Here is a 22,608-nt window from a genome sequence, read left to right as displayed (position 1 = left end):
AGTGTCCGCCAAGATAAGCAATAAGTGCAAATCTAAGGCGGACATCTCTATTTAAAGCTAATATATAATTCTGTTATTCCTAAGTAGAAATGTCCTACCTTAAAACCAAATAGAAATGTCCTATACAGACATTTCCAAGTCAAGCACAGGATTCAGATTTCGTTCTTTGATTACTGTTTTCTGTGCACGTCTGCTTGGCATCTTTTGAGAACGATTGCGTTTATTTTGTTGTTCTAGTTCTTCATGCTGCTGTTGAATATGGGCTAATACAGAACCCAAACGCTTATTTTCAACAATCTCTCGCTGGTTGAGCTGACTTAATTTATCGAAGATGCTGTAATTGATTTTTCTTCCCTGATATTCAATCGCGACTGTACTATCCGGGTATTCCAGAAACTCAAGATACTTGCCAATCAATCTTTGGTTTTCTTCCGTGTTTTCCAGGAGATATACGCATTTATCATAAGTGATCGTCAGGCTATTCGTGACCCTGCGGGGTTCACGCCAGGTAAAAATATCATCTAATTCTTCGGCTGTTTCAGTGACAGTCCGGTGTAGATCCTTGGGATTAAAGGCCATCTTGGCAAACTTCTGATTGAACTGCTCAATGAAGCAGGGTAGCCAGGCATTGGCTTCGGCAATCGAACTGATGCCTTCCAGACGCATTTCTTTGATCAGACGGTCCTGAAGCGTTCTATTGGCTCGTTCTACACGGCCTTTGGCCTGTGGTGAATTAGCGAAGATAATATCGATATTCAGGGTGCTGAGTACGCGCCCAAACTGGGTAATCTTGGTGTCTTTCTTACTGCTTTGATTCACCCTGAAGACTGAATGTTTATCGCTGTAGAAGGCTAAAGGCTTACCATGCTGCTCAACATACAAACGTGTTGAAATCATATAGTCAAAGGTTGATTCCGACTCACAGAAGCGTAAATGCTGTAATTTGCCTGTGGCATCATCGATAAATACCAGCAGACAGCATTTAGGGGCTCGACCTTCAAACCAGTCATGGTGTGAGCCATCGATTTGGATCAGTTCACCATAACAGTCCCGGTTATAACGAGGCTGATATGGGCGTTTCAGACGCTTGGCGCGAGGAATCCATAAATCGGCTGCAATCATCCAGGAACGCAGTGTTTCCACTGAAATATCAAAGCCATGAACGGTGGTGAGCTTTTCATGCGCTAAAGTGAGTCCGAAACCATGGAATTGTTCAGCGACCAGATTGAGGCACTTGAGTCTGAGCTCTTCAGAAAGCCTGGAATTGCTGATTTGACCACGACCGGCATGGGCTAATGCAGCTGGGCCTTGAGCTTTGTATTTTTGCAATAAACGCCTGATCTGACGCTCTGAAATATGAAGTAGCTGAGCAGCTTGGGACTGGGTTATGCGTTGATCACAGATTTCCTGCAAGACCGACAATCGTTTAAGTTCTTTATCCGACATAGACACCAACATATCAAACCGTCCGCTAAGGAAATTGCAAAAGTGCATATTCTAAAAGCGGACATTTTTACTTTGGAGAAACCGGACATTTCTACTTTGGACTTACAAAACTCATTTCGTATAATGTATATTATGTTAAATAAAATATTATGCATATAGCCTATTTCTGTATGCAGCACTCACCAATTAGTTAATATCTCTTTTTCATCTAGTCGTGTTAAACGTAGATATTGAGATTAGTCTTAAGGTTTTCTTTATATAAATCAATTAAATATTTATCTCATAACCTAGATGAAGCTCATCCGCAATTTTCCCTCGAATACCCCAGTTTTCTTTAGGAGTTTCAAATAAGGTATAAATCGTTGAAAAATATTTTCCTCGAGATAACTTAGCTCTTTGATTAAAGCTTGATGGATAGCTTTATTCAAAGCTATATACTTCGATTGTTTCATTTAAAGCATAAATTTTTATTTGAGACATTGTTTTCTACGCTCTTATAGTTACAGTTTTAATTATAGTGTGGGCTTTAATCTGGCTGGCATTGTTGTTCAGCATCATTCATAAAAAGTTCAATTATTTATACAAAACAACTAAATGCTGCCCTGTCTAAATTGTTAAAATTCTGGTCCTCTATAAAAAACTTGAAGATTGATAAGGACTAAAGTGAACAGACAACATGATTTACCTGAACTAAGTAAATATAGTGAGCTAAGTAGCGATGAACAAGTAGCTATTCATCAAATGCTTATCTCTTACGTACGCTCAGATCACTTTTATAATATTATCTTGACTCACAATGTTGAACCTTATGACTTGGTTAAGCTTGTAAGTATTAGTTTTGAGAATAGAGACGCAGCTATCTGGGTTCATTTTGAAACAATAACTGCTGAAAGACTAACTATGCCTCTCGATTTTATTTCAAGAATAGAAATATGTAATCAGGAAATATTTTAAATACTGAGACTTGAAGTGCTGAAATTTATTTAAGTTGTCTCGGAATTTTAAATCCATTAGAAATAGAGGTGGTTAACCATCTCTATTTTTTTAAACTGAAAATTTAATTATTTTATAAATTTCAAAAACTTAAAATTATAAATATAACATGTAATATAGCAATTTCTTTAAATTAACATATCACATGTTACATCTTAATCTGACTAAGCCATCACCTGAGCTTTGTATAAATCATCTTCGTGCTGTCTGAGTAATTCTATAAAAGCAGGAATAGTGTCTGGTTCCAGGAGATAAGGATTAAATCCATCATGATGATTCTTGATAAAGAACTCAATGAGATCATTATGGACATTGGCATACTTCATGTGCCAACTGGAGAAAAGATATGAGTCGATTATTTCATAAGAGAGAATTTCACAGTTCTTATGGCGTGGATCTTTGACTATTCGATTGTAGAAAAGGTCTTTTACATCTTCTTCAGTACCTTCCAGACACTGGACAAAATAATTATTACCAAAATAGAGTGCGCCATAAATTTTGTGTAACTCATTAAATTCTAAGGCTTCTGTTAAAATATTATAAAGTTCAGAAGTAGAGTATCTCTCATCTTTGAACTTACTTACATATAAAAGCCTTACATCATTCATAATAAAAATTTCCTCCTGCTTAAAAAAGATCCATACGAAAATATAAAAATTTGAACGAATGGTCAATAAAAATGTAATGACAAGGAAATTTAATGGTCAAATTACATACTTCTTAACCTGAGTTCGATGAAATATTTTAGCTTTTTAGCAAGTTTTGGAAAGTTGGCTTATTTGGATTTAAGCAATAAGCCACTATAGCAGCCATAATATTCACCATAAAGTTATTCACCGAACGATGACGTGAATGGTCAATTTGATGTAAGTTTTTTAACTGATCATTCACTGTTTCGATCAATCCTCTTCTGCAAAGCAATTGTTTTTCTTCTTCAGTTTGGATGGGTTTATTTTTCATATTCTTGCGTGACGGGGTTAATAGTCTGAGCCCCCTTGCTGCTAAAGCTTCAGTTTTTGCTTTACTCAGATAGCCTTTATCGCCCAGTAAAATACCTTTTAACTCTTGGGTTAAAGATTCAAGTACAGCAACATCATGAACACTTCCCGATGTAATCTTGAGATTAATAATTTCACCCAAGTTGTTGATAACAATATGGACTTTAAATCCATAAAACCAACCTGTGCTACTTTTACCACGACCAGCTAAGCCTTTAAATACACGATGTCTTTTAATTCTAAGATTATGGCAAACGACCAATTTAGTCGAATCAATAATACAAATTCCGGTATCTTCTCCTTTAACTTGATGGAAGAAACTACTCAAAGCTTGCAAACAACGCGGCATAATTTCAATAAAACGATTGTAACTAAGAAGCTTGGGAAAAGCTGATTTCCAAAATGGGATGATCATATGACAATAAAAATATTTGAAAAATCTAAACCCGGATTTATGAAATAAAATGACAATGGTCATGACTTCAGACAAGCTTAAAGCTGACTTTTTCATTGTTGTTTTTTGATCAGAAATTAGAGCTTTCTCTAAAGATTCATTAAACTTTTTGCAGAAATCATCCAAGATACAAAATAATTCGGTAATATAGTCCATGAAAAAGCCTTGCTCTGAAATGTTTTGTCTTCGTAACCAAGATATTACAGATGCTAAGGCTTTTTTTTATTTATTTTTTATGTCGAACTCAGGTTTCTTATTATTACTGTTTTTATATAGCTATTTGATCTTTTAAATCAGGATTCATGACAAGGTTCTCTTTTCGTAAAGAACCTTGTGTTATTGAATTACAGGTCAGTTTATTTTTCTTGCTTTTCTATATGTACTGTTGCTGTTCGCCCTGCAACGAAGGCAAGTTCATTCTTTGGTAACTCATCCAGAATAATCTTAACAGGGACACGTTGGGCTAAACGCACCCAGCTAAAAGTTGGATTCACATTCGCTAAAAGTCCTGAACCAGCAGTACGCTCACGATCTTCAATCCCCGAGGCAATACCTTGCACATGGCCCTTAAGTTTTTGCGAATCACCCATCAGCTGAATTGTAGCTGGTGCTCCCACGTAAATTTTATCCAGTTTGGTTTCTTCAAAATAACCCACTACATAGAGCTGCTTGCGATCTAGTAATGCGGCAACTGCTTGGCCAACTTTGACATAGTTCCCTTCTTTTAATTCAAAATTTGATAATGTCCCATTTGCCGGGGCAACAACTTCTGAACGATGTAAATTAAGTTGCGCGAGATTGAGGTTATTCTCGGCGACTTGTATTAATGCTTTTTGCTGTTCGATATTCGCTTTGGCCTGTTCGATTGCAGCTAAAGACTGCTCATGCTCGGCATGTGATTCATCTCGTGCAGCAAAAATTTGATCCTGTTCTTGTTTTGAAATAGCACCATCCATTAAGCTTGAATAACGACTTGCATTCTTGTCTGCCAGATGAATATTTGCTTGGGATTTCACGACATTGGCTTTAGCATTCACCAGTTCAGCCTCAGCTTGCGCTAGACCTGCTTTTGCTTTCGCAAGATCCGCACGAGCTTCTTGAACATCCAGTTCTTGACGTTCAACATCAATTTTAAATAAAGGCTGCCCTTTCTTGATGGTCTGGTTATCCTGCACCAGGACTTCTGTGACCAGGCCTGAAATATCTGATGACACCTGAATTACATCACCACGTACACGCCCGTCCCTCGTCCATGGCTCAGAATTATAATAATTCCAGATATGTCGAATCACTAAAATGGCGAGAACAGCCACTACCGTCAAAAGTACAGGTCGCAAATATTTGCGTAAATTGACAGATGTCATATACGGTTTTCCTCAATCATTTTAATATCAGACCTCATAGTAATAAGCCTGCCCAATGGACGGCGCCCAGCAAAAGTACGTAAGTGCATAAGTAGAAAATATTCGGCATGATGATCCAGTCATTTGCGACTAGTCTGTCTAGCCACTTCATCAAGATTCTGAGCAGTACATAGGCAATCACAGCTTGAATCAATAAAATCGGCACATACACACCATAGATATTCAGCTCTCCCATGTATTAATCTCCTGCGCCTGCATATCTTGGCGGTGTCTTGATATGACATAAGCTGCTACGAATATTGTTGAGTGAAATATGCAGCCGTTCTACAACATCTGTATGTTCCTGCATGATGAGATCTGCTTCCAAAGCCTGTATTTTGTTAATTAACTGTGTGAAGGCAGCATCATAATTTTGTCCAATTTCTTTGGCACGAAAATATTCATCCAGCTGTATTTGAAGATCTTCGAGTTGCTGGGTCAAAGGCTGCTGTTCAGGTAACTTGAGTATGAGTTCTTGTAACCGTGCCAGATCCACGACGGCGCTGGATTCAATGAGTGCTTGATTGATTTTATTTTTTAGATCTTCAGATTCTACTGTTTTAGTATTTAATACCCCGATGCGGTCAATCATCGTACGTAAATGAATACGGAACCGTACCCCATAAGGAATATGCAGTGCCTGACGAATGGCTCGGTTATGAATGGCCAAAATGCGCTGTACGGTTATATCTGGAGACATTGCACGGATCATATGGATAATAAATACAGCGATGATTGGCCCAATCACTGTACCAATCGCTGCATCGAAGAAAGAAATTTGATCTAGGGTATAACGGTTATGAAAATTCAGCCCCATGATCGTACCCATCAACAAAGGCAAACCAATTCCAACCAAGGGTGGATGCAAAAAAAGCATCAGGCAATATATGCAGAATGGTGCAAGTACAAGTGCTAACTGCCAGAACTCTATAATATTTGGAAAAATTCCATAGGCATATATGAAGATCACGATCGAAGCATATAAGCTACTACGAATAAACAGCTTTAATGCAGGCACCGGATTATCCAGCGCCGTTAATATACATGCACTAATTGCAGCCATTTCAGCTAGCATAAATCCAGCTTTCCAGCCGCTTAGGATCCAAAAGGCAGTAGCAATAAAAACAGTGAGGCATGCAGAAACCCCACCCCGCACTGCTACACCATGATCACGATGCAGAGTTGGATAGTTCGTAGTAAGTGGAACAATCATTTCAGGCAGTGAAGTATCCCCTTGTTGGATTCGCTGCCAGATCAACTTAATTGCATGGATATTCTGAATGAAATGACGAATATCCATTTTCAAGCTTTTCAATATTACAATTTGATCATCTTTTGAATGTTCAAAAATTTTCAGGAAATCTGTTTCAAAATCAGCAGGAAGCTGATTCAATTCAGACTCTTTTAATGTATGTTCATCAGTTAGATATGTATTAATTTTGGAATGTAAATCTGCTAATGACTGGCGATATCCTGTATCAATGAAGTCTAACTGTTGCAAGCGTTCTGACATTGCCACCAAATTACTCACCAGCATTGTGATCTGGTTCAGCATTTCCTGCAGTGGTTTGGTCATTCCCTGTAGAGCCGACTTTTCATAGCTTAAATGCACAGCCATGACATGAATATCTGCAATATCTGCAGCCAATTGGCTTAAAGCTTTTGTATAGTTCTGGTCTTGACGTGGTTCTAATAGAATTTTATTAAAAATCTGCTGAGTATCCACTAAGGTTTTACTGACACGACTTTTCACTGCGGGGCCAATATGCATTGGAAATATCGTCATTGTCACAATCGCGCTGCAAACGACGCCAATTGTAATTTCCAGAAAGCGTCCTACTGCCATATCAAATAATGAAGCAGTATCAATAAAGTAAATTATATTGAAGCAGATAATGACAGTCGTATATCCAGCCAGCATCAGTATATAACTGCGCGGTGTACGATCAAGCAGAGAGAAATATAAGCAGAGGCCAACCCAGCAGGATAAAAACAGCGTAAACAACCACGGTGTATTGATTAGCCAAGGAGTAACTGCAACTGCCACAATTGCGCCTAATAAAGTACCTAGTACACGATAGATACTTTTTGAAGCGGTCATACCCGTATAAGGATTGGCAATAACGAAAACTGTGCCAATAGCCCAAATCGGATAAGCAAGATCCAAACTCAACGCAATGTAGAGCGCCAAAATACCAGCCACAAACGTTTTAGTCGCAAAAATCCAGTCCATTTTATTTGGACGAAATGCGAGTAAAGATTTTATAAGCAGCATGGTTTCTCTCTAAAAGCTTATTTTATTTTCTAAAGCAAATAACCTGCCCACCAAGCCCAAAGAACTCAGTGACAAAATTTTTACTTGTTGAAAGGCTATAAAATTAGAATATTCAGCTGATTAAACTGAAACTGTCTGATGAAAATATAAAAAGCAAAAGAGAACACTTTGCTTAATTATTCATCATTGGATATTTACGTAATTAATTTTTTCAAATAAGCGCTTTATTGTCAATAAAAATATCTCTATATGAGAATAAGTATGATTTTTTATCATTGCATAGGCCATTATGCTGAATATTTATTTCTTTTCTTCCTATATCCTCATGATTCGAGAATTTAAGATAAATAATTGCCTCTACTACCCTCTTTTAAGCTAAAGTGAGTCATCATCTTTTTCAATGGTCAGCATTTCAGGTTTTTTATGGCGCAAGCAAGTTTTGGAAAAATTCTTAGGGTTCTCGATCTATTTTCATTATCACGTTCAGTGATTAATGTAGATATCATCAGTGAAGAATTAAACCTCTCCAAACCTACCAGTTATCGCTATTTAAAAGAATTGGTATCGGCTGAACTTTTACAGCGAATCAGTGGCACATCCGGTGACTACACCTTGGGTTCAAAAATTGCTGTTCTGGATTATATTTCAAGAAAAACTGATCCTTTGGTACAGATCAGCATTCCCTTTATGCAGGAAATCGTCGAACGGACTGAGTTCTCTTGTATATTGACTCATCTCAATTATGATTCTTGTATCGACTTACATGACGAAGTCTTTAAAAATGCACATCTGCTTTCATTCGGACGCGGTTGTCCACGTCCTGTCTATGTAGGCTCATCGTCAAAAGTCATCATGGCACATTTACCGAAGCAAGCTTTGCTTGATTATTATCAACGTTATGCAGATGCATTTGAAGAAGTGGGATTTGTGCAGAATGAAGCCGCTTTTCTGGAACAAATGAGAAATATTAAAAAACAGGGTTATTATTATTCTAGTGGTGAACTTGATCCTCAAGTTGCCGGTTTGTCTGTACCAGTTAAATTCTCTCTTAAAGAACCACCTTTAGCGCTTACTTTATTAGCTTCAAAAAATAGATTTGATTTCGTAAATCTGGACAAATTAGTACAAATTCTTCAGGAGAAAGGACAGATTATTGAAAATAAGTTCCTCCACCATCCTGCAAGCACAAGTGACATTCGTAATAATTTAACCAAATAAAATTTAAATTATGTTTGAAAAACTATTCATATTCTCATAATATGATTATTAGTCTTTAAGTCATAGCATTCTTACTGAATTAAATGGCGAGAAGATTCCTCAGAGGTAAAAAAGCCTATTTCGAATGAGATAGGCTTTTTTATTTTAATTTTGGATTTATAACAATAATGCGGATACATTTAAGGAAAGTTAAGAATTTTACAATTGCGATGTGTAGATAAAATCTAAAGTTAGGAATTTGAAATCGTATAAATTCATCCATTTTATGCTTTTAATTTTAGCTCTGCTTTAGAATCCTTCTTGATCAAAAACGAGATAACTAAGAAGCCCATTAAGCTTCCTATAATTGAATCATAAAATCTTTATAGCTTAAGAATATTATCCCAGTACGGCGGATCTCCAATTTCTTTTAAAATAAAATCAAGCACAGTTCTAACCTTTTGCGAACGAATTCTGTTTTCAGGAGAAACCAGATGAATCCCTATAGAATAAGGTTCCACTGTACTGATCCAGTCAGGAAGGAGTTGAACCAGTTTATGTGTTTTGAAATAGTCTTCCATAAAAATCCAGGTTGGAAATAATACAATCCCCCGTCCTTCCAATGCCGCATCTACCAGGACTTCTGCATTATTACTTCTTAAAGGCCCTTGTGGCTCAATTAAAAGCGGAGTGTCATGCTCTTGCTGACGGAAATACCAACGTTGGCTTCCGGAAACGCCCTTATACACCAGACACTGATGATTCTGAATCTCGTATGGGGAATGTGGAGTTCCATGTTTTTCAAGATATGCAGGGCTTGCACACAGTACATATTTTTGATCACAGACCTTGCGTGCAATTAATGCTGAATCCTGTAATGAGCCAATCCGTATGGCAATGTCTACGCCTTCTTGTACAGGATCAATAAAAGTATCCGTCAAGATCAGCTCGACTGAAAGATCTGGAAAGCTATCATGCAGTTTATTCACTATGCGTGATATATAGCTAAATACTAAATAAATCATTACAGTAATCTTTAAACAATTTATCAATATCTTTAACTCTAAATTTATTGCGAATCATTTTTACTCGTGACCACATTTTTTCTATAGGATTTAAGTCCGGGCTATATTTAGGAAGCCACACAATGTAATGGCCTGCACAACGTATCAACTCCTGAAGCCTTGTTCCTTTGTGAAAGGTGGCATTATCCATAATCAATACACTGGTTTTTTTCAGCTTTGGCAATAAATCCTGTTCAATCCAGCATTCAAATACCTCGGTATTCACTGAACAATCAAATACTCCAACTGTAAGCAATCTATTTTCGATTAATGCGCCAATCGCATTGCTACAATTTTTTAACTGCCAGTTAAATTCAGCTTCAGCTCGCGCTCCTTTATAGCTATAACTATGCGATCTCGTACTTTCGCTTTGAAAACCACTTTCATCGATATAAACCAGTGGTAATTGTTGTTCTAAACATTCAATCAAGTTCTGAAATTGCCGACGTTGATTTTGATCTGCTTTAGGGTGCTTTAACGTCTTTTTTTACGCGATATTCCTGCAGCATGTAGCGCATTAAATACTGCATGTGTACTGACACCAAAACGTTCTGCCCGTTCACTGATGTAATCATCGGGATATTGTTCAACATCATTCAATATTTGCTCTTTGCTAATTTTAGCTGGGCGACCAGGAATAGGTTTAGTTACAGTGGACTTTTTCCAATTCTGAATCGTCTGTATACAGACGTTAAAATGCTGTGCTGCTTTTCGCACAGACATTTTATCTCTAGTCATAATTTCTATGACTTTGTCTTTAAAATCTTTTGAATATCCCATGTTTCTATTGTTCTATATTTTTAAGTATTTGGCTATATGTAGTCTCCCCAGTGCCACCGCCGTATTGATACGAATCAACCCTCTGATCGCGTTTTTACCAGAAATTTCTTCATTGGCCAGATCTAGCGTATCAAGCACTTCCTTAATTTGCACAAAGTACTTTTCTCCTATGTCAGTCAGCCGGACAGAGCGTGTATTACGATAAAAAAGTTGCTGTCCAATTTCCTGTTCAAGTTTGGAAATAAAACGAGATACTGAGGAAGATGGAACCTGAAAATGCTTTGCGGTGGCTGAAAAACTGCCTGTGGTTGCTACCATCACAAAATAGCGTAATGCATTGAGTTGCATACCTGATCTATCCCTGAATTTAATTTAATCATTTTATTATTGTCATAATAGCAATTATGTTTTGAAAAATTACGGAATTGTAGCTTTTAGATAAGAGAATATAATTCGGTGCTTTCTTCCTTTGGAAAGCATATATGAAACAGTTGTGGATTTTCCCATTAGTCGTTCTTGCAGGTATGGGGTTATCTGTTGAAGCGGGTTTACTGGGTCCACTCGGTGAAGAAATTGGCCATTTCTGGGCAACCTTGGGAATTTTCGCGATCGGCTCACTGCTCTTAACCTTCGGACTGATCTTTAGCCGTCCAAAACTTTCTCTCATGTTCAAGCAGCCACGGTGGCAACTGACTGGTGGCATATTAGGCCCTATATATGTAGTAGCTTTAACTATAGCAACACCTCATATTGGCGTTGGCCTTACCATGGTGGGCATCCTTTTTGGCCAGGTTGCGACCAGTCTTATTATTGATCACTGGGGTTTGTTAGGTAGTCATAAACGGGCTGTAGATAAATATCGTATTGGCGCGCTGGTGGCTATTTTAGCTGCATTATGGCTTATTCAATAAGGAAGCTTCTCCATGATTTATATAATGTTATTAGTCGTTATTTTTGGCGGAGCAGTTTTATGTGCTCAATCTTCAATTAATGGTCGTCTAGGTGCTAAAGTAGGTGTATTAGAAAGTTCTTGGCTGACCTTTGTTTTAGGTGCTTTAGTCAGTTTTCTAATTGCTTTCTTTCTTGAACCAAACCATGCATTGAATTTATTCACAGCCCCAAGATGGCAATTAACAGGTGCATTTTTTGGCGTAGCCTATATGCTCACGATTGTATTTTCCATGCCTAGACTGGGCACTGCTGCCACCACTGTCGCCGTCATTAGTGGACAGTTATTAATGAGTCTGCTCATCGACCATTTCGGATGGTTGAATAATCCGGTGATTCATTTAGATGGTTCCAGACTAGCAGCAATTGCACTATTAGCCGTTGCACTATTTTTTATCTATAAAAGTAATATTGCAGCCAAAGCACAAGCTGAAAATTAAGATGCTATGAAAGGAAAGAGATTTTAGGTTTTAAAATCTCTTTTTTTATGCGGTCATAAAGTTATTGTGAGGAATCTAAGGGTAATATTAGGCATAGTTCATAAGTCACTTCACTTAAGCATGCATAATCAATTTTCAGGCAATAAACAAATTCTTGTAGTTTCAAAATTTTCTGAACTCGTTAATTCGGATTTTGAGGGGGAGATGAATGCGATTTGCTGGTCTAGAAATTTAGCGGGTGATTTTGCCGAGATCGTGAGTAAGTTTCATTTACAGGAAAATATAACTGAAGTTTCAATTGATGATCTGATGACACTCCAGCTGTCAGAAAGCGGTCATCTGGCAAGAAAGATTGTCTTAGAAGATATACAGCGACTGACTGACTACGGCGCTTCCCCTTCACTCAATCTGCTTAAATGCTATGAACGGGATGATGAGCTTGATTTCATTACTACAGATGTCTATTCATTCCATGTTGACCGCTCACCGATTGAAACAGATACTTTCTTATGTACCTATCATGGCGCTGCAAGCGATATCTTGCCCAATGATCAGGTGGAACAAAAGATTCTGATTCCAGAAATCAGGGCAAAGCTGAAAGAATTATATGATGGCCCAGAAGCCGGATTTGAAGATTTTCTGGAAGAATATTTCTTTGATCTGCATTATCAACCTAAGCCTAATGCAAAACCTGTAAATTTAGGTCAGGCACATCTTTGGCGTTTGGCAGTCGATCATCCAGCCCAAAGAGCCCTACCTTGTGTACATCGGGCTCCAGTCGAAAATGAGGGTGAATACCGATTGCTTTTGATTTGTTAAATTCGATACAAATCTTAAAAATGAGAAAATCCACATTATCTTATTGTCATTTTTTTCATTTATATTCAAGCAAATTCTAATTGTCCAACCGAATGGTAAGTACGATTAAAATACACCAGGCTCTGATCCTGTTCGCTCCGTTGAATCGCAACCACTCGACACATAAAGATACTATGTGTCCCCACTTGTTAGATATTCTCGATTTCACAGTCAAAACTCACTAATGCATCGTCTAATACAGGTGAACCTGTTTTTAGCGGTGTCCAAGAACCTAATTGAAATCTTCGTTCAGAACTGAATTTGCTGGATGCGAATGCATTGGAAATCTGTTCGTGCTGTGGACCTAAGACGTTCACTGACAAAATTTTGTTCTCAATAAAATGCACATGTGATCGAGATGACTGATTCATACAGACCAGCAATGTCGGTGGCGTATCGGTCACGCTGCATACCGCAGATGCCGTAAAACAAAGATGAGATAAATTCACTATAGCCGAATTATTTGTATGAATACTTACTTAAAATTAAATAGGACAAAATACAGTTTCTCATTCAAACATTAATGTAGATCGACTTTTGTAAAAATAAGCTATCAAGTTAATTTTAAAGGCAGAAGTTATTGATATATTTTTACAGCTGGTTCTTAGCAATAGTACCTAGTTTGCATCTTTTATTTTAACAACACACAACTTCTGCGTATAAGAAGAACCGACATCGATATAGTAGCAATTATCAATTTGGATATATTCTTTTACAATCGTATGACCCAGATAGATCTCATCGATATTTTTAACGGTTCCATAGCGATAAGAATGATTGCGAATTCTCCCTCTACCCCAAAGTGCATTGGTATATGCTGAAGTTAAGCCTGGAATTCTACTTTCACCTTTTGCAATTTTCTTTTTAAATACATTCCAGTCATTTAGCGCAATATCTGCGTGCAAAATGCCAATCTTTTTATGTTTTAGGTTTAGTTCAATGGCCAAAGGAAGTGCCGAAAAAATTTCACTGAGTTCATCCTGTTTTTCGGTAGATAAAAGATAGAACCACTCACCGCCATTCTGTGCATGTATATCTTGAATCCATGCATCGTCACGGCCCTTAATACACATTTCCTCATGATTACCGCGAACGCAATAAAACCAGGGTTGACTAACCAATGAAACACATTCTAGATTTTCATTACCACGATCGACCAGATCTCCGGTACAAATCAGTAGATCTTTCTCAAAATTAAAATGGACTTTCTCCAGTTCTTGCATGAGCAAGCTGTAACAACCATGCAGATCCCCGACCACATATATGGCAGAGAAATCAGATCCATCAATTAGCTTAGTTAAAGTGTTCATAAATATCTTCTATAACCTGGAACCCTAGCTGCCAAACCTGAAGCAAAAGATGATTTTTAAATCATATCTTTTAATTTTAATGCTGTTTATAACTGGAAAGTAGTTATTTATACAGTACTATTGACTGATTTTTATCTTCAAAAGCCTTTGTAAAATATAAGAATATTCACATAATGTTAACTTTTGTATAAATATATTATTTTTTGTAAGTTTTAGCTTACATAGATTGGAGTAAATACTCTATATCCTGATTCCTCAATTTTTGACATTATGTTTCACATAAAGAGTCAGCAAGGAAAGCTGATAATAATCGCATTACAACGATAATAAAGTCGAAAGACAGCGAACTTACTGGGATGGTAAGTGATAAAAGTAGAGACTACAGCCGCTAAGCCTTATAGTTTTGGGAGAGACTATAAGGCTTTTATTTTATTAGTATCTAATTATTTATTGATTCGGTGATACTCGCCAAATCACGTTCCCTACATCATCAGCAACTAATATTGCGCCTTGGGCATCTGTAGCCACACCCACAGGTCGGCCAAATGCATCTCCATTTTTGCTTAAAAATCCGGTCAGAATATCTTGAGGCTGCCCAGAAGGCTGACCATTTTGAAATGGCACAAAAATAACTTTATAACCGCTATGAGGTTTCCTGTTCCAGGAACCATGCTGGCCAATAAGTGCTCCATCACGATATTGAGGCATTAAATTGGCTTTATAAAATGTTAGTCCCAAAGAGGCAGTATGATTCCCCAATGCATAATCTGGCTTAATTGCCTGTGCGACCAGTTCAGGCTTTTGTGGTTTTACTCGTGTATCTACATGCTGGCCATAATAACTATAAGGCCAGCCATAAAAAGCACCATCTTTAACCGAAGTCATATAATCAGGAACCAGATTATTACCCAGCTCATCGCGCTCATTCACTACAGTCCATAAGGCTCCACTCTGAGGCTGCCAGTCCATGCCATTGGGATTACGCAGGCCTGTAGCAAACGGCCGGGCTTGACCTGTAGAAAGTTCCAATTCCATGATCAGGGCGCGTCCTTCTTCCTGAGCTATGCCATTTTCAGCCACATTACTATTGGAGCCTACCGTAATGTAGAGCTTCGTGCCTGCAGGATTGGCAATAACATTTTTCGTCCAGTGATGATTTAAAGGGCCTGCGGGCAAGTCTAATACATTAGTTCCTTTTTCTTTGATCTGGGTCATACCTGGCTGATAAGAGAATCGCACTAAAGCATCTGTATTTGCGACATAAAGCATATTACCCACTAAGGTCATTCCAAACGGCGAGTTTAAATTTTGCAGAAATACCGTTTTCTGGTCAGCAATGCCGTCTTGATTACTGTCACGCAGCAGGCTAATACGGTTGGCGCTTGGATAGGATGATCCTGCTCTTCTCATCACCATTTTCATGATTTTACCTTTAATCCCTTTACTGTCTTCAGGCTTAGGTGGAGCATCAGTTTCAGCTACGAGTACATCTCCATTCGGCAATACATATAACCAGCGCGGGTGTTGAAGGCCTTGTGCGAATGCTTGCACTTTTAAACCTGGTGCTGGTGTCGGCATGACACCTTCAGGCCAACCTTTTGCAGGGGCAATGTTGACGACCGGAAACAGTCTTGATTTTGGTTCAGGTAAAGACGGCTGGGAGCCATAACTATCTGTTGCAGGTGTTTTGGATGAAACTGTACAGCCGGTAAATGCCAATATCATTACGGTACTTAAGGCTGATAGGAGAAATTGAGCCGTCATGGTAGTTCCTTGCTTTTTGTTTTTATCTTTCCCATTTTAAAAGGTGGTTGAAGTTGTAATGATATAGTTCTTGTAGTTTCTGGTTGTGGATTGATTGCCATAACTATACTAGTGAGGCAAGCTGTCCAAAGCATAGAACACGGTCTAATTTTTTACTTATATTCACTCCAACCTTTAAATAAATGGCCATGCAATACTTAATAAAAGTAAAAGCCCTAATACAGCACAACTGATTTGCCAGAAACGTAAAGGATCACGTTCAATAATGGTAGGGGCCTTGGATTTTAATAATTCCTTGGATGGGTGTTCCAGATCATGGATCAATTCAGTCAATGCCTCATAACGATACATTGGCTCGATACTCAGAGCCTTTTTTAGAATCTGGTCTAACCAAAATGGTAAATCTGGCCGATATTTTTGAATGGAATGATATTGAACTTTCTTCAGCTGCTTCAGCGTATTACAACGAGCCAAATCTGTACCATAAGGAAGCTGTTTAGTCAGTAAATAATAAGCCATTGCCGCCAAAGAAAATTGATCAGACTGCACGGATGGTGAATGTTCAATGAAATATTCAGGTGCCATAAATGCTAAGGTACCAAGTGGCCGATTCACATGTTTAGGATTAATTTCGACTAAACCTCGTACAGCAGTTGAACCATAATCAATCAGTTTGACTTTAAGTGTATTATCAACGTTTAAGACCATGATATTTTCAGGACGTACATCTTGATGCAACATTTCCAGTCGGTGCATTGTACTTAAGGCCAATGCTGTTTGCTGCAAAATAGGGAGAATATCTTCCATCTGCAAAGGCTTTTTCTGTTGATGCAGCCAGCGATCTAAGGTTTCTCCCTGCAAATATTCATAACTCTGGAATAAATATTTTTTCTCTGATTGATGCGTATAACATTGCAGCAGATTTTCGTGCTTAAGACGCTTTGAAACCCAGTCTTCAAGTTGAAACTGTTCAACAGCCTGTTCATCTTGTTGTAAATCTACTGCCAGAGTTTTAATCACTAGCGGTTGCCGATCATGATCGTGTGCCAAATACAGGCAACTGCGGTGATTTTGGTGCAGGATTTTGTCAATGGCATAGCCTTCAAATGCTTCACCTTTGCTGAGCTGGGGTGGAAAGACATAATCCTGGGGCATATAAAACTGATCTGGTTCAGGCAACTGCTCAATACGGAGCACTTGAAGACTTAAATTATCATCACTGCCCTGTTTTAAAGCCTGTTCAACCAGGAATTTGGCAAGCTGATTTAAGTGATCTGCTGCTAAGGTGAAATCTAATAATTGTTGGTCTGTAACAAACTCATAAACCCCATCAGTCATGAGTAGAAAGACATCTTTTTCTTTTAGTTCAAGGCTTTGATAATCAATTTCAATACGATAATCCACGCCTAAGGCACGACTGAGATAATATTCTGTCGAAGACAGACAGACGCGATGATCATGGGTTAATAATTCAATTTCACCATCTCGGATTCGATAAATACGACTATCACCGACGTGAAGAATATGCGCCTGATGCTGCTTTAAAATAAGTGCGGATAAGGTGCAGACATAGCCCCGATCTTTATCGAAACGTCCCTGACTTTGTTGAGTTTGTGCATATAACCATGAATTAGTGGCACGAATCACCCGTGCTGCTGAAGTCTGAGTGCTCCAGGCATCCGAAGTCGAATAATAATCAGAGAGAAAACTGCTAACGGCTGTTTCTGCGGCAATGTGACTGACATTGCTACTACCGATCCCGTCGGCAATCGCACAAGCTATACCTTTTTGCTTCAGTACATGACCTTCTGGTAAAAAGATGCCATAAAAATCCTGATTCTGATCTTTAATACCAGCCGTAGAATATTGTCCAATAGCGACTTTTAATGTTTTTTTCATATTGAAAACTCAAAAAAGGGATCATATTGATCCCTTTAAAAATGATTCATTATTAGAATTCTTTTTTCGCGCCAGTACGTACATGTGTGGTGTAAAGTGCCAGACCTGTTAAGGCTAAACCACCGACCAGATTACCTAAAGCAACCGGTAATTCATTCCACAGGAAATAATCTGCAATCGAGAAGTCACCACCCATCATCATGGCAAATGGGAACAGGAACATGTTTACCACTGAATGTTCAAAGCCCATGGCAAAGAACAGCATCACTGGCATCCACATTGCGATGAACTTGCCACTCACCGTAGTTGACATCATTGCGCCAATCACACCTAAAGACACCATCCAGTTACACAGCATGCCGCGAATAAAAATAGTCATCCAACCTGAGAAACCATAAGCCGCATAACCCAAGGTCCGGTCTTCACCGATATGAGAAATTTTTTCACCAACTGGATTCGGATCAGTTGCAAAGCCCATGGTATAAACCGCAGCCATCAGGACTGCAACGACTAAACACCCAGTAAAGTTACCTAAAAATACCAGCCCCCAGTTTTTTAAAATGCGTGCCCAGGTAACGCCAGGACGTTTATCCAGCCATGCCAGCGGTGTCAATACAAATACCCCAGTCAGCAAGTCATAGCCCAATAAATACAACATGCAGAAGCCAACAGGAAACAGTAATGCGCCAATCAGTGGCACACCAGTTTGCACTGCAATCGTAATTGCAAATACGGCTGCCAAGGCCAAAATTGCACCTGCCATAAAGGCACGAATCAGAACATCACGGGTTGCCATATGAAGCTTGGATTCACCCGCATCTACTACTTTTTTTGCAAACTCCGCAGGAGCAAGATATGCCATGTTGTCGTCCTCTTTTTCAATATACGGACCTGTTTTTCGAAAAAAAGACGCCTAAGATCACTGAAGACCTTAGGCGCCGTTGCCTTGAATATTAGAACAGGTAATGATGAATGGCGTCGTTGCCATGTATATCGAAACAGAAGCAAAAGCTGTGCCATAAATAATAACAATCGCTTAAATATTCATTTTCTATTTAGCATGAACTCTAGAATGCTGTTGGCATGATATCTGCATCATCCGTTCTGCATACATTCATTTGAGAATAATTTGGAGAGGATTATGATTACCCATCGTCAACAAGTAACTGACATGATCATTTCAGCGAAAGTTTTAAAGTCAATTAAGTGGTCAGATGTTGCCAAAGAGATTGGTCTTTCTAAAGAATGGGTAACCGCTGCATGTTTAGGTCAGATGGCGTTTAATAAAGAGCAGGCAGAAAAGATTGGTCAGATTTTTGGCTTAAGTGATGAAGCCGTTGCATGGCTACAGATCGTGCCATATAAAGGTTCCCTGCCAACCAGCGTACCGACCGATCCTTTAATTTATCGTTGGTATGAAGTGGTGAATGTATATGGTTCTACCATTAAAGAACTGATTCATGAAGAATTCGGTGACGGTATTATGAGCGCGATTGATTTTAGTATGGATATTCAACGCGAAGAAAATCCGAATGGCGACCGCGTCAATGTCGTATTGTCTGGCAAGTTCTTGCCTTATAAAACTTATTGATCAATTCCATTTATAAAAAGCCATCAATGTGATGGCTTTTCTTTATTTCATTTTTCTTTTTATATTTGAGCATTAATCGCATTCTATACATGAAAAACATTTAGCAAATACTTTATAAATTTAAAATTAATATGAGATCAATAATTTAAATATTATTTTACTAAAATGAATCGTTTTTATTTTAAGCAAAATCTTAATCCCTTCTTTTAATCTGCTTTAACTGCAAAGTATTCCCCTATCAATGAGTAATTTTTAATTTAAATTTCCTATTGTATTTAGATTGATTTAAAAATATCTAATCAATAACATTAGCGATAATTATTATCATTTACATTCATTAAAATGTTTTATACCAATCATCCAACTTTCAAGCTATCTTTGCTCAGTTTTGCTATTTTGATGACCCAGCAAAGTTTTGCAGAAAATAGTCAGCAGCTTCCTACCATCACGATAGTCACTGATGCAGCACAAACAACAGAAAGCTCTGAACAGACTAAAAGCTATATTATTCAAAATTCTGCAACAGCTTCTAAACTAAATATTCCTCTTAAGGAAACGCCACAAACAGTGAATGTAGTGACGCGTCAACAATTAGATGACTTTGCACTGGATAATACCCGTGATGTACTCCGTAACTCACCGGGGATCACTGTAAGTAACCAGGAGACCGAACGAACTTCCTATCTATCACGTGGTTTTGAAATCTCAAACGTATTGGTAGACGGCGTTGGGATTCCGCTTGAAGGCTATAACTACAATAATGACAATCCAGACAGCTTTTTATTTGACCGTATTGAGATCGTTAAAGGTGCAAATGCCTTAAATAATGGTATTGGCGATCCGGGCGCTACCATTAATATGATTCGAAAACGCCCTACTCAGGAGCTTCAAGCCGCGTTTAATACCAGTTATGGTTCATGGAATACCCAACGTTATGAAGCAGATGTTTCCTCTCCCCTGACACAGGATGGAAAAATCAGAGGCCGAGTATTTGGCTATCAGCAGACAGGTGATAGTTATCTGGATCACTATGAACTCGAAAAAAATGGCATTGGTGCAGTTGTTGAGGCTGACCTGACTGATTCGACCTTAATAACTGCTGGTTATACCGAAACGAATCATAATCCAAATGGTGTCAATTGGGGTTCCAATCCTTTAATCAGTACAGAAGGTGAACAGTTAAGCTATTCAAGAAATTATAATTACAGTCCGGACTGGGCCTACTGGGACAGTAATATTAAAAACTATTTTGCCGAGATCGAACAACAACTTGGTGCTGATTGGAAAGCTAAACTGAGTTATGAGGAAAAACGGACTGACCGGGATTCAAAACTTTTATTCCTGTCCGGTAAACCTGGTGCTGACGGTACTTCAGGTATTTTCTTATATCCAGGCAGGTATATTGATGACAATAAAGAACAACAAGCCAGCCTGAGTTTTAGCGGCACCTATCCGCTTTGGGGACAACGCCATGAAGCCTCATTGGGCTATGTCTGGGCCAAAAATCGTCTGGATGAATTGGGTTATGCTGGCAGCTTTGTCAATCCGCTGACCACAGATTTAGCCAGCTTTACACCCGAAGAACCAAGCCGGGATATGTCGAAAACCAGTGGTGAAATGCATATCCGGCAGAAGAACCAGAGCCTTTATGCTGCGACCCGACTGCATCTGAATGATGATCTGAAACTGCTTTTAGGTGTGAACTACGTTCAGGCTGAAAGCAGTGGCAGTAGTTATGGAAAAGATACTGTTTATGATGAAGATAAAGTTTTACCCTATGCCGGTCTGACCTATAATTTTAGCCCTGAATATACAGGCTATCTGAGTTATACCTCGATTTTCCGTCCGCAAACCACCAAAGCAGATGATGGCAGCATTAACAAACCGATCGAAGGTGAAAGCTATGAAGTCGGAGTCAAAGGTTCTTGGCTAGATGACAAGCTTACCGCCAGCATGGCTGTGTTCAGAACGGAGCAAAGTAATTATCCGCTTCGTGATTCTGATGGTATCCCGACTTTACGCACAACTCAGGTCAGTGACCTGCGTTCCCAAGGCTACGAGTTTGGCTTGGCGGGACAACTGACCGACCATTTTAACTTAAGCTTTGGTTATACCCAGTTTAGCCTGAAAGATCTGATCAATGGCGGTGATGCGCGTACCTTCAATCCAACCCAGTCTTTTAATCTTTTAACTACCTATCAGGTGCCACAACTTCCAAAACTGAAACTGGGCCTTGGTGTGCAGTGGCAGGATCAAACCTATCTGGATGTGCCTGAAGCAACCACCAATGGAGTGATTACCCAGAAAGCTGGAGTCATTGAACAGGATGCCTATGCGCTTGTGAATCTGATGGCCAGTTATGAACTCAATGATCACATTACTTTGCAGGCCAACGGGAATAATCTGACCAATGAAAAATACTTATTTAATTTCCCGAATCAGCAAGGCTTCTATGGTGCACCGGCAAATTACAGTGTGGCCGTAAAATTCAAATATTAATTTTTCGCTTGAGCTTTGAAAGAATATTCGGAGCTCATTTTCTTATATGCAAACAATCATCAGGCAGAATTCATGAAAAAAATCATTACTTTGACAATTGGACTGTCAATGACCCTTTCTACTCAGGCCCATATGCTTTGGCTAGAACGTGCTTCAGATGCAAAAACACATGCATTCTTTGGTGAATATAGTGAACAGCTCAAAGAGACTCAAGAAGGTGCCTTAAAGTCATTCAGCCAAGCAAAAGCGATTCAGACTAAAAAACAATTTAGTCCCCAACTACACCAGGATCATCTGGTCTACTCTACAAAAGATCAAGCAGATGTAGAGCTCCATCATGAACTGATCTATGGGGAATCCTTACTCAGCTATCACGCGAAATCCGGCAGACAAAACTTGAAAGCAGAGTCCGAACTGGATATTGTCCCAACCCAGATCAACAGCAATACATTTACGGTACTGTATCAGGGTAAACCCGCTGCGGATGTCAAAGTGACTGTCTATTCCCCACAGCACTGGCTTAAAAACTATACGACCAACAAGCATGGCCAAATTAATATTGCTACGCCATGGAAGGGTCAATATGTACTAGAGGTGAGTCAAGAAGTAGACAAGACAGGAAAATTGAATCAGCAAGTGTATAAGAAACAGTACCTGGTCACTACTTTAAGCTTCGTGCATTAAGTTGC

Annotated in this window: 22 protein-coding genes and 2 pseudogenes; 8 read left to right on the top strand and 16 right to left on the bottom strand. The window is 38.7% G+C overall.

The annotated features are described in order from the left end of the window. Positions 1-120: 120 nt before the first annotated feature. Together C3F22_RS06750 and C3F22_RS18520 are read right to left on the bottom strand one after the other, a co-directional pair. Positions 121-1,446: an ISNCY family transposase gene (locus C3F22_RS06750; protein WP_104426143.1), complete on the bottom strand. Its 1,326-nt coding sequence runs from the start codon at positions 1,444-1,446 to the stop codon at positions 121-123. Between the two features lie 267 nt (positions 1,447-1,713). Next, a pseudogene (locus C3F22_RS18520) lies at positions 1,714-1,800 on the bottom strand (tautomerase family protein); the annotation flags it as partial. A 309-nt stretch (positions 1,801-2,109) separates the two neighbouring features. Between C3F22_RS18520 and C3F22_RS06735 the strand changes: the two are divergent. Then, positions 2,110-2,400: a hypothetical protein gene (locus C3F22_RS06735; RefSeq protein ID WP_004785797.1), complete on the top strand. Its 291-nt coding sequence runs from the start codon at positions 2,110-2,112 to the stop codon at positions 2,398-2,400. A gap of 203 nt (positions 2,401-2,603) precedes the next feature. Here the strand turns inward: C3F22_RS06735 and C3F22_RS06730 are convergent, their stop codons facing one another. From C3F22_RS06730 to C3F22_RS06710, 5 genes are all read right to left on the bottom strand, one after another. Then, positions 2,604-3,047, bottom strand: coding sequence for a BLUF domain-containing protein (locus tag C3F22_RS06730; RefSeq protein WP_104426142.1), 444 nt, complete (start codon positions 3,045-3,047; stop codon positions 2,604-2,606). Between the two features lie 136 nt (positions 3,048-3,183). Beyond that, positions 3,184-4,047 carry an IS982 family transposase gene (locus tag C3F22_RS06725; RefSeq protein ID WP_004729973.1) on the bottom strand — a complete coding sequence of 288 codons (864 nt, stop codon included), beginning with the start codon at positions 4,045-4,047 and terminating at the stop codon, positions 3,184-3,186. 200 nt (positions 4,048-4,247) lie between these two features. Beyond that, a complete protein-coding gene (locus tag C3F22_RS06720) occupies positions 4,248-5,255 on the bottom strand; it encodes an HlyD family secretion protein (RefSeq protein ID WP_004785789.1) in 1,008 nt (335 codons plus the stop codon). Between the two features lie 34 nt (positions 5,256-5,289). After that, positions 5,290-5,490, bottom strand: coding sequence for a DUF1656 domain-containing protein (locus C3F22_RS06715; RefSeq protein WP_005235637.1), 201 nt, complete (start codon positions 5,488-5,490; stop codon positions 5,290-5,292). 3 nt (positions 5,491-5,493) lie between these two features. After that, complete coding sequence (locus tag C3F22_RS06710; protein WP_104426141.1) at positions 5,494-7,569, bottom strand: FUSC family protein; 2,076 nt, start codon at positions 7,567-7,569, stop codon at positions 5,494-5,496. A gap of 423 nt (positions 7,570-7,992) precedes the next feature. On the opposite strand from C3F22_RS06710, the gene C3F22_RS06705 reads away from it, so the two are divergent. Further along, positions 7,993-8,787: an IclR family transcriptional regulator gene (locus C3F22_RS06705; protein WP_104426140.1), complete on the top strand. Its 795-nt coding sequence runs from the start codon at positions 7,993-7,995 to the stop codon at positions 8,785-8,787. Between the two features lie 362 nt (positions 8,788-9,149). On the opposite strand, the gene C3F22_RS06700 is transcribed toward C3F22_RS06705, so the two are convergent. The 4 genes from C3F22_RS06700 to C3F22_RS06685 all read right to left on the bottom strand — a co-directional run bounded on the left by C3F22_RS06700 (position 9,150) and on the right by C3F22_RS06685 (position 10,958). After that, on the bottom strand, positions 9,150-9,755 hold the full coding sequence (locus C3F22_RS06700; protein WP_265735212.1) for a substrate binding domain-containing protein: 606 nt from the start codon (positions 9,753-9,755) through the stop codon (positions 9,150-9,152). Between the two features lie 16 nt (positions 9,756-9,771). Continuing rightward, complete coding sequence (locus C3F22_RS06695) at positions 9,772-10,260, bottom strand: transposase (protein ID WP_158651686.1); 489 nt, start codon at positions 10,258-10,260, stop codon at positions 9,772-9,774. 44 nt (positions 10,261-10,304) lie between these two features. Beyond that, on the bottom strand, positions 10,305-10,553 hold the full coding sequence (locus C3F22_RS06690) for a transposase (protein WP_248115011.1): 249 nt from the start codon (positions 10,551-10,553) through the stop codon (positions 10,305-10,307). A 69-nt stretch (positions 10,554-10,622) separates the two neighbouring features. Continuing rightward, on the bottom strand, positions 10,623-10,958 hold the full coding sequence (locus tag C3F22_RS06685) for a LysR family transcriptional regulator (protein WP_228203576.1): 336 nt from the start codon (positions 10,956-10,958) through the stop codon (positions 10,623-10,625). A gap of 134 nt (positions 10,959-11,092) precedes the next feature. Between C3F22_RS06685 and C3F22_RS06680 the strand changes: the two genes are divergently transcribed. From C3F22_RS06680 to C3F22_RS06670, 3 genes are all read left to right on the top strand, one after another. Then, a complete protein-coding gene (locus C3F22_RS06680) occupies positions 11,093-11,521 on the top strand; it encodes a DMT family transporter (protein ID WP_004785781.1) in 429 nt (142 codons plus the stop codon). Positions 11,522-11,533: 12 nt separating this feature from the next. Next, a complete protein-coding gene (locus C3F22_RS06675) occupies positions 11,534-11,998 on the top strand; it encodes a DMT family transporter (protein WP_104426139.1) in 465 nt (154 codons plus the stop codon). A gap of 120 nt (positions 11,999-12,118) precedes the next feature. Then, entirely contained in the window at positions 12,119-12,817 is a 699-nt protein-coding gene (locus tag C3F22_RS06670) for a DUF1826 domain-containing protein (protein WP_104426138.1), read from the top strand. A 65-nt stretch (positions 12,818-12,882) separates the two neighbouring features. On the opposite strand, the pseudogene C3F22_RS06665 reads toward C3F22_RS06670, so the two are convergent. The 5 genes and pseudogenes from C3F22_RS06665 to C3F22_RS06645 form a co-directional block, all read right to left on the bottom strand. Next, a pseudogene (locus C3F22_RS06665) lies at positions 12,883-13,284 on the bottom strand (flavin reductase); the annotation flags it as partial. A 189-nt stretch (positions 13,285-13,473) separates the two neighbouring features. Beyond that, positions 13,474-14,166: a metallophosphoesterase gene (locus C3F22_RS06660; protein ID WP_104426137.1), complete on the bottom strand. Its 693-nt coding sequence runs from the start codon at positions 14,164-14,166 to the stop codon at positions 13,474-13,476. 447 nt (positions 14,167-14,613) lie between these two features. Continuing rightward, positions 14,614-15,930 (bottom strand): PQQ-dependent sugar dehydrogenase, encoded by a 1,317-nt coding sequence (locus C3F22_RS06655; protein WP_104426136.1) that lies wholly within the window; start codon positions 15,928-15,930, stop codon positions 14,614-14,616. 174 nt (positions 15,931-16,104) lie between these two features. Continuing rightward, positions 16,105-17,829, bottom strand: coding sequence for a bifunctional protein-serine/threonine kinase/phosphatase (locus C3F22_RS06650; protein ID WP_104426135.1), 1,725 nt, complete (start codon positions 17,827-17,829; stop codon positions 16,105-16,107). Between the two features lie 52 nt (positions 17,830-17,881). After that, on the bottom strand, positions 17,882-18,691 hold the full coding sequence (locus C3F22_RS06645; RefSeq protein WP_104426134.1) for a formate/nitrite transporter family protein: 810 nt from the start codon (positions 18,689-18,691) through the stop codon (positions 17,882-17,884). A 279-nt stretch (positions 18,692-18,970) separates the two neighbouring features. Between C3F22_RS06645 and cynS the strand changes: the two genes are divergently transcribed. From cynS to C3F22_RS06630, 3 genes are all read left to right on the top strand, one after another. Continuing rightward, entirely contained in the window at positions 18,971-19,420 is a 450-nt protein-coding gene (gene cynS / locus C3F22_RS06640) for a cyanase (RefSeq protein ID WP_004785763.1), read from the top strand. A gap of 342 nt (positions 19,421-19,762) precedes the next feature. Continuing rightward, a complete protein-coding gene (locus C3F22_RS06635; RefSeq protein ID WP_104426133.1) occupies positions 19,763-21,919 on the top strand; it encodes a TonB-dependent siderophore receptor in 2,157 nt (718 codons plus the stop codon). A 72-nt stretch (positions 21,920-21,991) separates the two neighbouring features. Then, positions 21,992-22,603 carry a DUF4198 domain-containing protein gene (locus tag C3F22_RS06630; protein WP_104426132.1) on the top strand — a complete coding sequence of 204 codons (612 nt, stop codon included), beginning with the start codon at positions 21,992-21,994 and terminating at the stop codon, positions 22,601-22,603. The last annotated feature ends 5 nt before the right edge of the window (positions 22,604-22,608 follow it).

The sequence above is a fragment of the Acinetobacter sp. ACNIH1 genome (assembly GCF_002934695.1).
Classification (GTDB): Bacteria; Pseudomonadota; Gammaproteobacteria; order Pseudomonadales; family Moraxellaceae; genus Acinetobacter; species Acinetobacter variabilis.
Note: the sequence above shows the minus strand (reverse complement) of the source record. Positions and strands in the feature narration are given on the sequence as shown.

Coding starts and splice junctions, on each gene's coding strand:
- C3F22_RS06750 (WP_104426143.1), bottom strand. CDS start 1,446: ATGTCGGATAAAGAACTTAAACGATTGTCGGTCTTGCAGGAAATCTGT.
- C3F22_RS06730 (WP_104426142.1), bottom strand. CDS start 3,047: ATGAATGATGTAAGGCTTTTATATGTAAGTAAGTTCAAAGATGAGAGA.
- C3F22_RS06725 (WP_004729973.1), bottom strand. CDS start 4,047: ATGGACTATATTACCGAATTATTTTGTATCTTGGATGATTTCTGCAAA.
- C3F22_RS06720 (WP_004785789.1), bottom strand. CDS start 5,255: ATGACATCTGTCAATTTACGCAAATATTTGCGACCTGTACTTTTGACG.
- C3F22_RS06715 (WP_005235637.1), bottom strand. CDS start 5,490: ATGGGAGAGCTGAATATCTATGGTGTGTATGTGCCGATTTTATTGATT.
- C3F22_RS06710 (WP_104426141.1), bottom strand. CDS start 7,569: ATGCTGCTTATAAAATCTTTACTCGCATTTCGTCCAAATAAAATGGAC.
- C3F22_RS06705 (WP_104426140.1), top strand. CDS start 7,993: ATGGCGCAAGCAAGTTTTGGAAAAATTCTTAGGGTTCTCGATCTATTT.
- C3F22_RS06690 (WP_248115011.1), bottom strand. CDS start 10,553: ATGTCTGTGCGAAAAGCAGCACAGCATTTTAACGTCTGTATACAGACG.
- C3F22_RS06685 (WP_228203576.1), bottom strand. CDS start 10,958: ATGCAACTCAATGCATTACGCTATTTTGTGATGGTAGCAACCACAGGC.
- C3F22_RS06680 (WP_004785781.1), top strand. CDS start 11,093: ATGAAACAGTTGTGGATTTTCCCATTAGTCGTTCTTGCAGGTATGGGG.
- C3F22_RS06675 (WP_104426139.1), top strand. CDS start 11,534: ATGATTTATATAATGTTATTAGTCGTTATTTTTGGCGGAGCAGTTTTA.
- C3F22_RS06670 (WP_104426138.1), top strand. CDS start 12,119: ATGCATAATCAATTTTCAGGCAATAAACAAATTCTTGTAGTTTCAAAA.
- C3F22_RS06660 (WP_104426137.1), bottom strand. CDS start 14,166: ATGAACACTTTAACTAAGCTAATTGATGGATCTGATTTCTCTGCCATA.
- C3F22_RS06655 (WP_104426136.1), bottom strand. CDS start 15,930: ATGACGGCTCAATTTCTCCTATCAGCCTTAAGTACCGTAATGATATTG.
- C3F22_RS06650 (WP_104426135.1), bottom strand. CDS start 17,829: ATGAAAAAAACATTAAAAGTCGCTATTGGACAATATTCTACGGCTGGT.
- C3F22_RS06645 (WP_104426134.1), bottom strand. CDS start 18,691: ATGGCATATCTTGCTCCTGCGGAGTTTGCAAAAAAAGTAGTAGATGCG.
- cynS (WP_004785763.1), top strand. CDS start 18,971: ATGATTACCCATCGTCAACAAGTAACTGACATGATCATTTCAGCGAAA.
- C3F22_RS06635 (WP_104426133.1), top strand. CDS start 19,763: ATGTTTTATACCAATCATCCAACTTTCAAGCTATCTTTGCTCAGTTTT.
- C3F22_RS06630 (WP_104426132.1), top strand. CDS start 21,992: ATGAAAAAAATCATTACTTTGACAATTGGACTGTCAATGACCCTTTCT.